This window comes from Mesorhizobium sp. M0062 (assembly GCF_040323125.1).
GTDB lineage: Bacteria > Pseudomonadota > Alphaproteobacteria > Rhizobiales > Rhizobiaceae > Mesorhizobium.
In genome coordinates, this window is sequence record NZ_JAMYUO010000017.1 from 96,158 (window position 1) to 110,374 (window position 14,217).

The following is a 14,217-nucleotide window of genomic DNA, read 5'->3' on the forward strand; positions in this document are numbered from 1 at the left end:
AAAGAAGTTACGGCGCCGAAGCTGCTGATCTCCCCCCTTGAGGGGGAGATGGCCGGCAGGCCAGAGGGGGGTGCTGTCCCGCCGACCTAGCCTTCGAAATCAGGCAAACGCGCCGTGGCAGTGCTTGTATTTCTTGCCGGAGCCGCAGGGGCAGGCTTCGTTGCGGCCGATCTTGCCCCAGGTCGCCTGGTTGTTCGGATCGCGGTCTTCGGGAGCGACGATGGCGTTGCTCTCCTGGCGGACCAGAAGTGCGGTCTCGCCACCCTCGAAATCGTCCTCGCCGGTGGTGCCGTCAATGTGGCTGCCGAACATTTCAGGCGCTTCGGGCGGCGGCGCTTCGGCGGCCTGGCGGACCAGCTCGACGCGCATCAATTGGGCGGTGACGGCCTGGCGCAGATTGCCGAGCAGCGCCTGGAACAGCTCGAACGCCTCGCTCTTGTATTCCTGCAGCGGGTCGCGCTGGGCGTAGCCGCGGAAGCCGACGACCGAACGCAGATGGTCGAGGTTGACGATGTGCTCGCGCCACAGATGATCGAGCGTCTGCAACACCACCGAGCGTTCGACATAGCTCATCACGTCTGGGCCGAAGCGCTCGGCGCGCTCCTTGGCGGCGTCGTCGGCGGCCTTGGTCAGGCGCTCGCGGATGTCGTCCTCGGCAATGCCTTCTTCCTTGACCCAGTCCTCGACCGGCAGGTCGAGATTGAGGAATTCGGCGACCTCGGCCTTGAGGCCGGCCACGTTCCACTGCTCGGCATAGGCGTTTTCGGGGATGTTCTTGGTGACGATCTCCTCGATGACGCCTTCGCGCATCTCGGCGATCGTCTCGGACAGGCCTTCGCCGTCCATCAATTCGATGCGCTGCTCGAACACCACCTTGCGCTGGTCGTTCGAGACGTCGTCGTATTTCAACAGGTTCTTGCGGATGTCGAAGTTGCGCGCTTCGACCTTCTTCTGCGCCTTTTCCAGCGCCTTGTTGATCCACGGATGGATGATGGCCTCGTCTTCCTTGAGGCCAAGCTTCTGCAGCATGCCGTCCATGCGCTCGGAGCCGAAGATGCGCATCAGATCGTCCTGCAGCGACAGGAAGAATTTCGAACGGCCGGGGTCGCCTTGGCGGCCGGAGCGGCCGCGGAGCTGGTTGTCGATGCGGCGCGATTCATGGCGCTCGGTGGCCAGCACGTAGAGGCCGCCGGCGGCCAGCGCCTTTTCCTTCAGGCGCTCGACGTCGGCAATGATTTCCTTTTCGCGCGCCTCGCGCTCGGGACCAGCAGGCATGTCGCCCAGTTCGTCCTCGATGCGCATCTCGGCGTTGCCGCCGAGCTTGATGTCGGTGCCGCGTCCCGCCATGTTGGTGGCGATGGTGATGGCGCCGGGTTTGCCGGCCTGGGCGACGATGGCCGCTTCGCGCTCGTGATGGCGGGCGTTCAGCACTTCGAAATCCTTGAACCCTTCCTTGCGCAGGCGCTCGGCCAGCTGCTCGGATTTTTCAATGGAGGTGGTGCCGACCAGCGTCGGCTGGCCCTTGGCGCGCGCTTCCTTGATCTCCTTGACGATCGCCTTGTACTTCTCCTCGACCGTCCGGTAGACCTCGTCGTCCTCGTCCTTGCGGATGACCGGCAGATTGGTCGGGATCTCGGTGACTTCGAGGCCGTAAATGTTGCCGAACTCCTCGGCCTCGGTCAGCGCCGTGCCGGTCATGCCGGACAGCTTCTTGTAGAGGCGGAAATAGTTCTGGAAGGTGACGGATGCCAGCGTCTGGTTTTCCGGCTGGATCGCCACATGCTCCTTGGCTTCGAGCGCCTGGTGCAGGCCTTCCGAATAGCGGCGGCCCGGCATCATGCGGCCGGTGAATTCGTCGATGATGACGATCTCGTCGTTGCGGACGATGTAGTCCTTGTCCTTCTGGAACAGCCGGTGCGCCTTCAGCGCGTTGTTGACGTGGTGGACGATGGCGACGTTCTCGACGTCATAGAGCGACTCGCCCTTGAGCAGGCCGGCCGCGCGCAGCAGGTTTTCCAGCTTCTCGGTGCCTTCCTCGGTGAAGATCGAGGTCTTCTGCTTCTCGTCGATCTCGTAGTCGGCCGGGCCGAGCTGCAGCATGAAGGCATCGATGGTGTTGTACATTTCCGAACGGTCCTCGAGCGGACCGGAAATGATCAGCGGCGTGCGCGCCTCGTCGACCAGGATGGAATCGACTTCGTCGACGATCGCGTAATTGTGGCCGCGCTGCACCATCTGCGCGCGCTCATACTTCATGTTGTCGCGCAAATAGTCGAAGCCGAGCTCGTTGTTGGTGGCATAGGTAACATCGGACGCGTAGGCGACGCGGCGTTCCTCGTCGGACAGGCCATGGACGATGACGCCGACCGAGAGGCCGAGGAATTTGTAGACGCGGCCCATCCATTCGGAGTCGCGGGTGGCAAGGTAGTCGTTGACGGTGACGACATGGACGCCCTTGCCGGCAAGCGCGTTGAGATAAACGGGCAGGGTGGCGACCAGGGTCTTGCCCTCGCCGGTACGCATTTCGGCGATGCCGCCATTGTGCAGCACCATGCCGCCGATCAGCTGCACGTCGAACGGGCGCATGCCGAGCACGCGGCGGGATGCCTCGCGGACGGTGGCGAAGGCCGGCACCAGCAGGTCATCGAGCGTGGCGCCGTTGGCGATATCCTGGCGGAATTTTTTCGTGCGGGCCTGAAGCTCGGCGTCGGACAGCGCCCGCATCTCGTTTTCCATGGCGTTGATCGCCTCGACACGCGGCCGGGTCGATTTTACGCGACGATCGTTGGAGGAACCGAAAACCTTACGGGCGAGACCGCCGAGACTGACCATCCGATGGTCCTTTCGATAGAATTCTCAATCTTGAGATGAGCGCCGGCCGGCCCCATCAATTCCGCGTGAAACGCGGACAAACACAAAAAGCGCCCGGAAAACGGTTCTGGACGCAAAGTCGTTGGACAGATAAGAGGGGGCTCAACTGATGTCAACGCCGCGTTAGCCCTATGGGCAGCGCCAAATTCCGCCACAATCCGGCTGATCTGCAAGCCCTACCAATCCCCCCTTGGAGTTAATCTTGATGTCCCTACTGTTTCGCCGTGCGTCGCTCGCCAGCCTTGGCCTGGCTTTCGGCCTGTCGGCCCTGTCGCTGTCTCCGCTGATGGCCCAGGAAGCCGCTCCCGCCCCGGCCGATGCCGCAGCAGCGCCGGCGGCAGCCCCCGTCGATCCGAACACCGTTATCGCTACAGTCAATGGCCAGAAGCTGACCGAGGCGGACCTTGGGCTTGCCGAGGGCGAGCTGTCGCAGCAGTTCTCGCAGTTGCCACCCGAGCAGCGCCGCGCCGCGGCCCTTTCGGCGGCCATCGAAATCCGCGTCATGGCCGCCCAGGCGGTCGCTACCGGGCTCGACAAGGATCCCGAATTCCAGCGCCGCATGGCGTTCCTGCAGCAGCGCGCGCTGCATGGCGAGATGGTCGAGAAGGGCGTCGTCGACAAGGTTACCGATGCCGAGGTGCGCGCCCGCTACGACCAGGAAATCGCCAGCACGCCGCCGGTCAATGAGATTCATGCCCGTCACATCCTCGTGAAGACGAAGGAAGAGGCCGAGGCGATCATCAAGCAGCTCGATGGCGGCGCCGACTTCCAGAAGCTCGCCAACGAGCATACCAGCGATCCCTCGGGCAAGACCAATGGCGGCGATCTCGGCTGGTTCGGCCCGGGGCAGATGGTGCCGGAATTCGACAAGGCGGCAGTTGCGCTCGAAATCGGCAAATACACCAAGGAGCCGGTGCAAACGCAATTCGGCTGGCATGTCATCAAGCTCGAGGACAAGCGCACCAAACAGCCGCCGGCCTTCGACGACGTCAAGGACCAGGCCAAGCAGGCGGTGATCCGCGACAAGTATTTCGCACTGGTCAAGCAGCTGCGCGGCGCCGCAAAGGTTGAAATCCCCGACGCCAATCTGAAGAAGGCCGTCGACACGATGGAAGCCGGCAAGTAAGGCCGGCACCGAAAAAACATGCAAAGGGCGCCGTTCGGCGCCCTTTTCAATTGCGGGAGATGCCGGACATCACATAGCGGACAGTGGCACGGATTGTCGCCTCATCTTCGTCCAGCCGGTTGGTCAAAAGGTGTTTCCAGGCATAGGAAGCGATGAGGTCGGCGACCAGCGCTGCGTCGATATCGGCCGCAACCTCGCCGCGCGCCTTGGCGCGCTCGATGATCCGAGCGATGTGGGACACGCGCCCATCGGCATAGCCAGTCAGGGCCGCGGCCGCCGCTTCGTCGGACTGGGCCTCGGCGATCAGCGAGCGGAATACGCTGCCCGAGGATGTGTCGCGCCAATGCGCGAAGAGGTTCCTCAGGAAACCGACGAGGTCGTCTTCGAGACTGCCGGTATCGGGGACGTCGACACGCTTTTGCCGCTTGTAAACCTCCAGCAGCAGGGCCGCCTTGCTCGGCCACCAGCGATAGATCGTGGGTTTGCCGGCGCGCGCCCGCCGCGCCACGGCCTCTATGGAGAAGCCGGCATAGCCGGCCTCGACCAGCACCGCCTCCGCGGCCTCGAGAATGGCCTCGGCGCTGTCTGGGTTGCGCCGCGCCCCGATCGATCTGCGGGCCGGATCCTCGCCCATGTCTGTCCTCGCCAACAATGTCTGCCCTCGCCAACAATCTCGCCGGCAATATAGGTGAGCTGGCAGGCAAACGAAACGGCCCGTTTCCAGCGCTTGTAGAAGCAGGTCTCACATTCGCTTCGCGGGGATTTCAGTTCATCGCTTGCGAGGTTTCCGAGGCGATACGCCACTGGCCGTCGCTCTTCACCAGCCCAAGCGTGACTCGTGCCTTGCCGGTCATGCGCGCCGCCGATTTGTCTTTCGACATATAGTCGTAGCTCATCGCGAACACGGCTTCGGCGCGGTTCTCGCCCTGCGGCGTCACCTCGAGGCTGCCGGGCTCGAGACTGAACGACCAGGATGCAAATTGCGCGAACCAGTCCGTCTTGAGCTTGACGACGGCGTCGCTGTCATAGCGCGTGCCGAAGATGGTGGCGGAAGGCGCATAGAGCCGCTTGACGGTCTCGCCGATCGCCGCGGCATCGGGCGCAAGATAGTCGTCGCGCAGGAATTTCTCGATTGCGGTCTTGTCGTCGCCTACAGACCGTTCGAGTGCCGCAACCTTTGTTTCGGGCGCCGGGGGGACGGCGGGCTTCGGCTGTGCGACCGTTTCGCCGCCGGGCACAAACTCAAACCGTTCGAGCAGCGAACCCTGTTCCCATGGGCGCTGTCCCTCGCGGGTTTCGGAGACCACGTCGCGGCGCACCGCGATCATCATGTCGTTGATGCTCTGGCCGGGCTCGGCCATGTGCCGCAGCAGGGCGGCGGCGAACGGCGAATTGCGTCCGGTGCCGTCCATGGCGACAGCGCCTGGCGCCGTCGAGAAGGCGATGAAGGAGCCGCGCGTCGAATCGAACTGCGCCAGACCGGCAAGCGCCGTTGCCGAGCGCGTGGTGGCGGTGCGGCTCAGGCTGCGGGCAAAGGGATTGTTGCGGCAGGCATCGAGAAAGACCAGGCTGACCTTGGTCTGCTGCTCCATGATGTCGAGGACTTCGTCGATCGGCACGGCTTCGAGCTGCAGCTTGACCGGCATGTCGAGCCGGGCGTCGACCGGCACGATGTAGTTGCGCCCTTCCACCTGCAGGCCGTGGCCGGCGTAATAGAAAAGCCCGACGCCCGCACCTTCCAGCGCATCGGAAAATTCGCCGATCTTGCGCTCGAGTTCGCGCTTGCCGAGATCGTTGCCCTCGATGACTTCGAAGCCGATCGAGCGCAGCTTGCCGGCAATATCGAGCGCATCGTTGACCGGATTGGTGAGCGTGCCGGCTTCGGCATAGGTGCCATTGCCGATGACCAGCGCCACGCGCCGTTCCGGCTGCGCATCGGCGCTCAGGAGCAAAAGCCCCATAAACGCCACCGCCAAGATCACCAGCCTGCCCATGGCCGATATCATAACGCCAGAGGCCCCGGTGACGCCAACGGATTTGAAATGCAAGCTTAATCCCTGGTGGCTTGCCGACAGCGGCGGCCAAGAAAACGCCCTTGCGCCGGGCCGTGCTATCGGGCAAACCGGCCTTCGCCCAGCGTTTTTCCCTCGCCCGAGGTCTCCAATGTCCGCAACGATTTCGCCGCTCGCGCCGAAGAAATATCCCAAAATGCCTGCCATTGAGGGCGTGCGCATCGCCACCGCAGAGGCCGGGATCAAGTACAAGAACCGTACCGACCTCTTGGCCATGGTCTTCGATGCCGGCACAGCGGTTGCCGGCGTGTTCACGAAGTCGAAATGCCCCTCGGCGCCGGTCGACTTCTGCCGCGAGAACCTTGGCGCCGGCAAGGCGCGGGTGCTGGTCGTCAATTCCGGCAACGCCAACGCCTTCACCGGCAAGAAGGGCCGCGCCTCCACCCAACTGACCGGCGAGGCCGCGGCCAAGGCCGCAGGCTGCACGCCAGGCGAAGTGTTCCTCGCTTCTACCGGGGTAATCGGCGAGCCGCTCGACACCACCAAATTCAGCCATTTGCTCGCCGGACTGGTCAAGGACGGCAAGCCGGATCTGTGGACCGAGGCCGCAAAGGCCATCATGACCACCGACACCTATCCGAAAGTGGCGACAGCGACGGTCAAGCTCGGCGACACCGACGTCATCATCAATGGCATCTCCAAGGGCGCCGGCATGATCGCGCCCGATATGGCGACTATGCTGTCCTTCATCGCCACCGATGCGCCGATCGCCGCCCCCGTGCTGCAGGACTTGTTGTCGCGCGGCACGGCCAAGACCTTCAATGCCGTCACCGTCGACAGCGACACCTCGACCAGCGACACGCTGCTGTTGTTCGCCACCGGAGCCGCTGCCAAGCGCGGCGCGCCCGCCATCAGCGATCCCAAGGATGCGCGTCTCGGCGCGTTCCGCCGGGCGCTGGGCAAGGTGCTCAAATCGCTGGCGCTGCAAGTGGTGCGCGACGGCGAGGGCGCCCGCAAGCAGGTCGAAGTCACCGTTACCGGCGCCAAATCGGCGCGCTCGGCCAAGCGCATCGCGCTGTCCATCGCCAATTCGCCGCTGGTCAAGACGGCGGTTGCCGGCGAGGACGCCAATTGGGGCCGCGTCGTCATGGCCGTCGGCAAGGCCGGCGAGCCGGCCGATCGCGACCGGCTGTCGATCTGGTTCGGCGACAACCGTCTGGCGCATGAGGGCGAACGCGACCCGGGCTACTCCGAGGAAGCGACCTCGGCCTATATGAAGCGCGACGACATTCGCATCCGCGCCGATATCGGTATCGGCCGCGGCAAGGCGACGGTGTGGACCTGCGACCTCACCAAGGAATATGTCGCCATCAATGGCGATTACCGGAGCTGATGGAGTTGGCTTCCAGGCATCCGGCAAGCATGCTCGCCATCGTGCGCCGCTACGAGGCTGCGGGGTTTCGCGCCTGGCCGGCGGCGGCCGTGCATTATGACGGCACCTGGGTGGTGCGGCTGACAGCCGGCCATCCGGCCAAGCGGCTGAACTCGGTCAACCCGCTCGATCCCGGCGACACCCAGCACATTGCCGAGCGCATCGGCCGCGCCAGCCGGCGCTTCGACGCCTATGGCAGGCCGCTGACCTTCCGCATCTCGCCGCTGTCGGGGCCGGACCTAGCCAAGCATCTCGACAATGAGGGCTGGAGCACATTCGACGAATCCCTGGTGATGCGGCTGCCGCTGGCGGACGCGCAACTGGCGCCGGCCATGGACCAGATTCCGCTGAAGGATATCAGCCGCTTTCTCGGCGCGTCGCTCAAGGTCAGCGGCTCGGATGCATCGCTGCGGCCCGGTCTTTCGGAAATCATCGGCGCTATCCAACCCGAAGTCGGGCTGTTTGCGCTGGAGGAAGGGGCCGACCCTCTGGCGGTGCTGATCTGCGTCCATGACGGCGATCTTGCCGGTCTGTTCGAGATCGCCACCGCCAAGTCGGCGCGCAATCAGGGCCATGGCCGCAACCTGATCCTGTCGGCGCTGAAGTGGGCGAGGCTGCGTGGCGCTCGCGAAGCCTGGCTGCAGGTCGAGGCCGGCAATGCGCCGGCGCTGGCGCTCTATCGCTCGCTGGGCTTCGACGAAGTCTATCGCTACCACTATCGCCGGCCGCCGGGCGCATGAGCGAGATCACCGGCAAACGCCTGCTGCTGGTCGCCGCGTGCGCGCTGGTCGATACCGATGGCCGCGTGCTTCTGGCGCAGCGGCCCGAGGGCAAACAGCTTGCCGGCCTGTGGGAATTTCCCGGCGGCAAGGTAGAGCCAGGCGAGACGCCGGAACAATGCCTGATCCGCGAACTGCAGGAAGAAATCGGCATCGAGACTGACATTCCTTGCCTGGCGCCGCTCACCTTCGCCAGCCATTCCTATGATGATTTCCATCTCCTGATGCCCCTGTTCGTCTGCCGCCGCTTCCGCGGCATCGCGCAGCCCAGGGAAGGGCAGGCGTTGAAATGGGTGCGGCCAAAGCAGATGCGCGACTATCCCATGCCGCCGGCCGACGCGCCGCTAATCCAGTTCCTCATCGACCTGTTGTGATACAAAGCCATTTCGCGGTCTGATCTAGCCAGCGTTAATGGAAGATTTATCTCGTCGTGAAAAATTGCGGCAAAGCGGGTTCGCGGGGAGCGATTGCATGAGCCTCGACAGGGAATGGGACTCGATCCGGCCAGATCGCAGCTTTCGCGCCGCCGGCGTCGGCTTATTGCGCGTCACGCTGTTGTTCGGCTCGGCCGCAGTGGCGCTGGCGCTGATCGCGGTCCCCGTGCTGGACAACCAGACGCGATCGTCCAGCCGCGATGCTCTTGCAGGCGGTCTCGACCCGATGAGCACGGGTTCGATCGGCTCGCGGGCCACCTATACGCTGCGCAGAAGCGTGCTGCAGCCCTCACCGAACTCAGTCTGCATCATCCGCGCCGACGGCCAACGCAGCGGCGACTGCTGACCAACAAGGTCGACACCAGCTTGAGAACTTCCTCAACGCAGGCCCATTTCACAGCCTGTTAAGCTTGTGCCGTTAACCTTTCTTAACAGGTCGGCGATATGGTCGGGGATGAGAGGGATCGACGATCATGAAGCCATTGCTGCGCCGATTTTTGCAGGACGAAACAGGCGCCACGGCCATTGAATATGGCCTGATCGTTGCGGTGCTGTCGCTTGCCATCGTCGGGGGTGTCGGCAAGGCCAGCAATGCGATCCAGTTTCTGTTCAGCGACAACAACAGCAGGCTCGCAAACGCCTTCGCCGAGCACTGATCCGGAGCGCCGTCACCGCCCGCCGGGGTTTTCCAGTATCGTCTTCAGCGAGACCTTCGCCGAACCCGGTTTCAAGGGCTTTTGCTGCGAGGCATCGGGCGCCCAGCCCGACATCCAGACGATGGAAAAGCTTGCCCTGATGCGGCCATCAGCGTCCGAAAAGCGTTCGGCATAGATTTCGGCGGCACGGGTAAAAAGCTTTCGCGCTCCCGGTCGCCGGCTGCGATCGGTCAGCGCGCTGGTTTCGCCCATCGCCCTGAGATCTGCAATGAGGTCGAAGAGGGTATCGTAGCGGACGGTCACCGTTTCGACGTCGGCCACCGGCAGCGCCAGTCCGGCGCGCTGCAGCAGTGCGCCGGCGTCGCGAACATCGGTGAAGGGGATGACACGCGGGCTGGCGCCGCCATAGAGTTCGGTCTCGGCGGCGAGCAGGCTTTCGCGCAATTCGGAAAGCGTGCCGGCGCCGGCAAAGGCGCCGAGGAAAAGCCCGTCGGGCCTGAGCGCGCGGCGGATCTGCACCAGCATGCCGGGAATGTCGTTCATCGCCTGGAGCGACAGGAGCGAAACGACGAGGTCGAGGCTTTCCGGCTGGAACGGCATTGTTTCCAGCGGTGCTATCAGCCCTGGCCGGCCGTCCAGAAACGCTGGATCTGCCTCGACGCGCACGATCTCCGCTGCCTTGCCGCTTGCAGCGACCACGTCCGTTGCGTCCGGCGTCTGGCAAAACAGCACCGCGGCCTTGCCGAATTTCCGCTCGACCGCGCCGAGCCGGTCGGCAAGGTCTTCCGCCGCCCGCCGCATCAGAAAATCCGCGCCGGCTACGGGGTGGGCCAGCGCCCTGCGCTTGCGCACCAGCCAAAGTTCAGTATCGATGATCGGCTGCAACGGTAGACATCCCTGTTTGTCCGTCTAGTGATATCCTGGCGCGGACGACAAAACCACGTGGCCGATCCGGTGATGGAGATCAAGAGCCTCGCTCAAACCATGTTGAAACTGGCCATGTTGGACTGGCCGGCGCGGATGCTGTTCCCGCCGGTCTGTGCCGGCTGTCGCAGGCACGTCTCGCAACCCGGCGTTTTGTGCGGTGCCTGCTGGCCGAAACTCAGGCTGCTGGAGCGGCCATGGTGCGCGGTGATGGGCACGCCATTCACGCACGATATGGGCGAGGGATTCCTGTCGGCCGAGGCGATCGCCGATCCGCCGCCGTTCGAGCGGGCGCGGGCGGCCGTGGCCTATTCAGGTGTCGCCCGCCAGATGGTGCAAGGTCTGAAATACCAGGATCGCACCGATCTGGCGCCGTGGATGGCGCGCTGGATGCTGCGCGCCGGCGCTGAGCTAATTGCAGACGCCGATGTCGTCGTACCGGTGCCGCTGCACTGGCGGCGCTTCTTTCGCCGGCAGTTCAACCAGTCGGCGGAGTTGGCAAGGGCGGTTGCGCAGCTTAGCGGGCTGCCTTTCTCGCCCTCGGCGGTCCGGCGCGTCAAGCTCACGCGCCAGCAGGTCGGGCTGGAGCGGCAGGAGCGCGAGGCCAATGTCCGCGCCGCCTTCCGTGTGCCTGCGGAAGCCGAAATCGAGATCACTGGGCGCCGCGTGCTTCTGGTCGACGATGTCTACACCACCGGCGCCACCGTGCGCTCGGTCGCCAGGGCGCTGAAGAAGGGCGGCGCCGGAGCGGTCGATGTGCTGACCTTCGCGCGTGTCCTGCCGGGGGACTTTCGGGCCGACGAGTCCGCGACTATATAAGGTCGAGGAAAGGCACGGACCGATGCTCGATGTGACGATTTACACCCGTATGATGTGCGGCTATTGCGCGGCGGCCAAGCGGCTGCTCGACCGCAAGGGCGTCGCTTACACCGAGCATGACGCTTCGTTTTCGCCGGAATTGCGCCAGGAAATGATTTCGCGGGCGCATGGCCGCTCGACGTTTCCGCAGATTTTCATCGGCGACACGCATGTCGGCGGCTCCGACGACCTCCACGAGTTGGAGGCACGGGGGCAGCTGGATAGGCTGCTTGCCAACGGCTCGACGACAAAGAGCGGTTCGTAGCGCCGCTCTATGTCTTTGTTTTTACGCAATTCCGGACGGAAAACCGTTACACACTTTTCCTGGAATTGCTCAAAGAGGACGTGACGATGGGTATTTTCAAGGCGGCGGCGATCCAGATGCGTTCGGGCGAGAGCCCCGAGCGCAATGCGGTCGATCTCGAACGGCTGGTGCGCGAAGCGGCAGGCCTCGGTGCAACCTACATCCAGACCCCGGAAATGACCGGTGCGCTGATCCGCGACAAGGAAGCCAGGGCTGCTTCCTTCACCTTGGAAGACAAGGACATCGTCGTGGCGGCCGCGCGCAAGCTCGCCAGCGAACTCGGCGTCTTCCTGCACATCGGCTCGACCGCCATCCTGCGCACCGACGGCAAGCTCGCCAACCGGGCGCTGCTGTTTGGGCCGGACGGCGCCACCCTTGCCACCTACGACAAGATCCACATGTTCGACGTCGACCTCGACAATGGCGAGAGCTGGCGCGAATCCGCCGCCTATGAGCCGGGCACCGAGGCTGTCGTCACCGAGATCGACGGCGCTAGGCTCGGCTTTGCCGTCTGCTACGATCTACGCTTTCCACAGCTGTTCCGCGCCGAGGCGATGGCCGGCGCCGACCTCTTGTCGGTGCCTGCCGCCTTCACTCGCCAGACCGGCGAAGCGCACTGGCATGTGCTGCTGCGAGCCCGTGCCATCGAGAACGGCGCCTATGTGGTTGCTGCAGCACAAGGTGGCCTGCATGAGGATGGCCGCGAAACCTATGGCCATTCGCTGATCGTCGACCCATGGGGTCGAATTCTCGCCGAGGCCGACCATGACGATCCGGAGGTGATCATCGCCGAGATCGACACGGCGCAGTCGTCGGCCGCGCGTAAGAAAATCCCCAATCTCAAGAACGCGCGTGATTTTGCCGTCAATGCCGGCGCAGTGGAAGCGCCGCGGCTCAGGGGCGCGGCTTCGTGATCCGCTTTGCCCTGATCTGCGAGCACGAGCACGAATTCGAGGGCTGGTTTCGCAGCAATGACGATTTCGACACGCAGAAGAAGCGCGGCTTCGTCGATTGCCCGAGCTGCGGCTCGCACAAGGTGCAAAAGGCGCTGATGGCGCCAGCCGTCTCCACCGCGCGGAAGCAGGAAACAATTGCGCTGGCCATGGGCGAAACCCAGAAGCAGGCTTTGGCGCAACTGAAGGCGATGGCCGAGAAGGTGCGCGAGAATGCCGACTATGTCGGCGACAAGTTTGCCGAGGAAGCGCGCAAGATCCATTTCGGCGAGAGCGATGCGCGCGGCATCTATGGCGAGGCGACGTTGGACGAAGCCAAGAGCTTGGCCGAGGATGGCATCGATTTCATGCCGATCCCGAGTTTTCCCGAGGAGCGCAATTGAGCGATCAGCTGGCGCTATCGATCAATTTGCCAAGCAACTGAGCCAGTGCCCCCCGCTCCGTGCCGGTGAGCCCGGCGAGGATTTCATGCTCGTTGGCGACGTGGGCGGTCAGGGCTTCGTCGATCAAGGCCAGACCTTTTTCGGTCAGTTGCACGACAATGCCACGCCGGTCGTTGGGGTGCGGGCCGCGCAGGATCAGTCCGGCCTTCTCAAGCCGGTCGAGCCGGTTGGTCATGGCCCCAGAGGTCACCATCGTCGCCTCGTATAGAGCGGTCGGTGTCAGCGCGTAGGGCTGGCCGGAGCGGCGCAGCGTCGCCAGCACATCGAATTCGCCGGCCTGCAGTCCGAAACGGGCAAACAGCGGGGCGAGGCGCTCGCGGGCGATTAGCGACGAGGCTTCGTTCAGCCGCCCAAGCACCAGCATTGGCGACACCTCCAGGTCCGGCCGTTCCCGCTTCCATTGCTCCACCGCCTTTGCCGCGCGATCCATTTGTCTCACCGCTAAGTATCTTGACGTTAAGAATCTTTGTGGTATGCTACCTCAAGATACAGTTTCGACCCAGTGCCGCAAGTGAGTGACGGGACCATCCGATGAAATTTCTCTGGGAATCGGCGCTTGGCCTGCTGGTCGTCACCGGCGGCCTGCTCGGCCTGACCTTGCCGTTCGGCAAGCTGGCGACGGCTGCCGGCGTTCCGGCCATGGTCTGGGCCTTCGTCATCTCGTTCGGCGCCGGGGGCGTGCTGCTGTGCGCGTTGCTCGCGAACGGCGAGCGCATGCGGCTCACCTCGCACAGACTGCGCTATTTCTTCATCACCGCCGCCGTGTCCTACGCCGTGCCCAATCTGCTGATGTTTTCGGCTATCCCGCATCTCGGCGCCGGCTATACCGGCATCATGTTCACGCTGTCGCCGGTCATCACACTGGTGTTTTCGATCCTGCTCGGCGTTCGACGGCCAAATACGCTCGGCAGTATCGGTATCGCCGTCGGCTTCATCGGCGCCGTCATGGTGGCGGTGACGCGCGGCGAGGCCGGCCAGCCGGCCGATGTCTACTGGGTGCTGGTCGGACTTTTGATCCCGGTCAGCCTTGCCGCCGGCAATATCTATCGCACCGTCGACTGGCCCGAAGGCACCGGTCCGATCGAACTGGCCGTCGGCAGCCACCTGGCCTCGGCGACGCTGCTGCTGATCGGCATTCTCGCGCTGTTCGGCGTCGGCGCTTTCGCCCCGCTCAGGGCCGTGCCGCTGGTTGTCGTGGCGCAAGTCGCTTCGGCCTCGGCGATGTTTGCCTTCTTCTTCCGGCTGCAGGCCGTGGGCGGTCCGGTCTATCTCAGCCAGATCGGCTATGTGGCGGCGGCCGTCGGCCTGTTTGCCGGAACCATCTTCCTCGGCGAGCACTACCAGTTGCTGACCTGGGCCGGCGCGGTGATCATCACCATCGGCGTGATCATCACCACCAAGGCGCAGAGCCAGAAGGCATAGGGT

The 14,217-nt window shown here is 64.1% G+C and carries 16 protein-coding genes; 11 read left to right on the forward strand and 5 right to left on the reverse strand.

Features of this window, described 5'->3' with window-relative positions:
* Positions 1 to 99: 99 nt before the first annotated feature.
* Positions 100 to 2,832, reverse strand: coding sequence for a preprotein translocase subunit SecA (gene secA / locus NKJ64_RS20260; RefSeq protein ID WP_352463215.1), 2,733 nt, complete (start codon positions 2,830 to 2,832; stop codon positions 100 to 102).
* 244 nt (positions 2,833 to 3,076) lie between these two features.
* Here secA and NKJ64_RS20265 point away from each other — a divergent pair, with 244 nt between their 5' ends.
* Positions 3,077 to 3,997 carry a peptidylprolyl isomerase gene (locus NKJ64_RS20265; RefSeq protein ID WP_023804562.1) on the forward strand — a complete coding sequence of 307 codons (921 nt, stop codon included), beginning with the start codon at positions 3,077 to 3,079 and terminating at the stop codon, positions 3,995 to 3,997.
* Between the two features lie 46 nt (positions 3,998 to 4,043).
* Here NKJ64_RS20265 and NKJ64_RS20270 read toward each other — a convergent pair whose 3' ends face one another.
* Both NKJ64_RS20270 and NKJ64_RS20275 read right to left on the reverse strand, forming a co-directional pair.
* Positions 4,044 to 4,631, reverse strand: coding sequence for a TetR/AcrR family transcriptional regulator (locus tag NKJ64_RS20270; RefSeq protein WP_352463222.1), 588 nt, complete (start codon positions 4,629 to 4,631; stop codon positions 4,044 to 4,046).
* A 130-nt stretch (positions 4,632 to 4,761) separates the two neighbouring features.
* A complete protein-coding gene (locus NKJ64_RS20275) occupies positions 4,762 to 5,991 on the reverse strand; it encodes a caspase family protein (RefSeq protein ID WP_023731046.1) in 1,230 nt (409 codons plus the stop codon).
* 169 nt (positions 5,992 to 6,160) lie between these two features.
* Between NKJ64_RS20275 and argJ the strand changes: the two genes are divergently transcribed.
* The 5 genes from argJ (at position 6,161) to NKJ64_RS20300 (ending at position 9,310) form a co-directional block, all read left to right on the forward strand.
* A complete protein-coding gene (gene argJ / locus NKJ64_RS20280; RefSeq protein ID WP_023672988.1) occupies positions 6,161 to 7,402 on the forward strand; it encodes a bifunctional glutamate N-acetyltransferase/amino-acid acetyltransferase ArgJ in 1,242 nt (413 codons plus the stop codon).
* A 29-nt stretch (positions 7,403 to 7,431) separates the two neighbouring features.
* Positions 7,432 to 8,181 carry a GNAT family N-acetyltransferase gene (locus NKJ64_RS20285; protein ID WP_023713717.1) on the forward strand — a complete coding sequence of 250 codons (750 nt, stop codon included), beginning with the start codon at positions 7,432 to 7,434 and terminating at the stop codon, positions 8,179 to 8,181.
* Positions 8,178 to 8,594, forward strand: a complete 417-nt coding sequence (mutT, locus tag NKJ64_RS20290; RefSeq protein WP_023685791.1) for an 8-oxo-dGTP diphosphatase MutT — start codon at positions 8,178 to 8,180, stop codon at positions 8,592 to 8,594. Before NKJ64_RS20285 ends, mutT begins: the two co-directional genes overlap by 4 nt.
* Positions 8,595 to 8,691: 97 nt before the next feature.
* On the forward strand, positions 8,692 to 9,000 hold the full coding sequence (locus NKJ64_RS20295) for a hypothetical protein (protein ID WP_023686679.1): 309 nt from the start codon (positions 8,692 to 8,694) through the stop codon (positions 8,998 to 9,000).
* Positions 9,001 to 9,127: 127 nt separating this feature from the next.
* Positions 9,128 to 9,310: a Flp family type IVb pilin gene (locus tag NKJ64_RS20300; protein WP_023672984.1), complete on the forward strand. Its 183-nt coding sequence runs from the start codon at positions 9,128 to 9,130 to the stop codon at positions 9,308 to 9,310.
* A gap of 12 nt (positions 9,311 to 9,322) precedes the next feature.
* Here NKJ64_RS20300 and NKJ64_RS20305 read toward each other — a convergent pair whose 3' ends face one another.
* Positions 9,323 to 10,195: a methyltransferase domain-containing protein gene (locus NKJ64_RS20305; protein ID WP_352463216.1), complete on the reverse strand. Its 873-nt coding sequence runs from the start codon at positions 10,193 to 10,195 to the stop codon at positions 9,323 to 9,325.
* A gap of 72 nt (positions 10,196 to 10,267) precedes the next feature.
* On the opposite strand from NKJ64_RS20305, the gene NKJ64_RS20310 reads away from it, so the two are divergent.
* The 4 genes from NKJ64_RS20310 (at position 10,268) to NKJ64_RS20325 (ending at position 12,732) form a co-directional block, all read left to right on the forward strand.
* On the forward strand, positions 10,268 to 11,053 hold the full coding sequence (locus NKJ64_RS20310) for a ComF family protein (RefSeq protein ID WP_196814971.1): 786 nt from the start codon (positions 10,268 to 10,270) through the stop codon (positions 11,051 to 11,053).
* A gap of 22 nt (positions 11,054 to 11,075) precedes the next feature.
* Positions 11,076 to 11,357 carry a glutaredoxin 3 gene (gene grxC / locus NKJ64_RS20315; protein ID WP_023672982.1) on the forward strand — a complete coding sequence of 94 codons (282 nt, stop codon included), beginning with the start codon at positions 11,076 to 11,078 and terminating at the stop codon, positions 11,355 to 11,357.
* 86 nt (positions 11,358 to 11,443) lie between these two features.
* Positions 11,444 to 12,310 carry a carbon-nitrogen hydrolase family protein gene (locus tag NKJ64_RS20320; protein WP_023748462.1) on the forward strand — a complete coding sequence of 289 codons (867 nt, stop codon included), beginning with the start codon at positions 11,444 to 11,446 and terminating at the stop codon, positions 12,308 to 12,310.
* A complete protein-coding gene (locus NKJ64_RS20325; protein WP_023672980.1) occupies positions 12,307 to 12,732 on the forward strand; it encodes a DUF1178 family protein in 426 nt (141 codons plus the stop codon). Before NKJ64_RS20320 ends, NKJ64_RS20325 begins: the two co-directional genes overlap by 4 nt.
* Positions 12,733 to 12,736: 4 nt before the next feature.
* On the opposite strand, the gene NKJ64_RS20330 is transcribed toward NKJ64_RS20325, so the two are convergent.
* Positions 12,737 to 13,222 carry a MarR family winged helix-turn-helix transcriptional regulator gene (locus NKJ64_RS20330; protein WP_023672979.1) on the reverse strand — a complete coding sequence of 162 codons (486 nt, stop codon included), beginning with the start codon at positions 13,220 to 13,222 and terminating at the stop codon, positions 12,737 to 12,739.
* Between the two features lie 101 nt (positions 13,223 to 13,323).
* Between NKJ64_RS20330 and NKJ64_RS20335 the strand changes: the two genes are divergently transcribed.
* On the forward strand, positions 13,324 to 14,214 hold the full coding sequence (locus NKJ64_RS20335) for a DMT family transporter (RefSeq protein WP_023693996.1): 891 nt from the start codon (positions 13,324 to 13,326) through the stop codon (positions 14,212 to 14,214).
* Positions 14,215 to 14,217 lie beyond the last annotated feature (3 nt).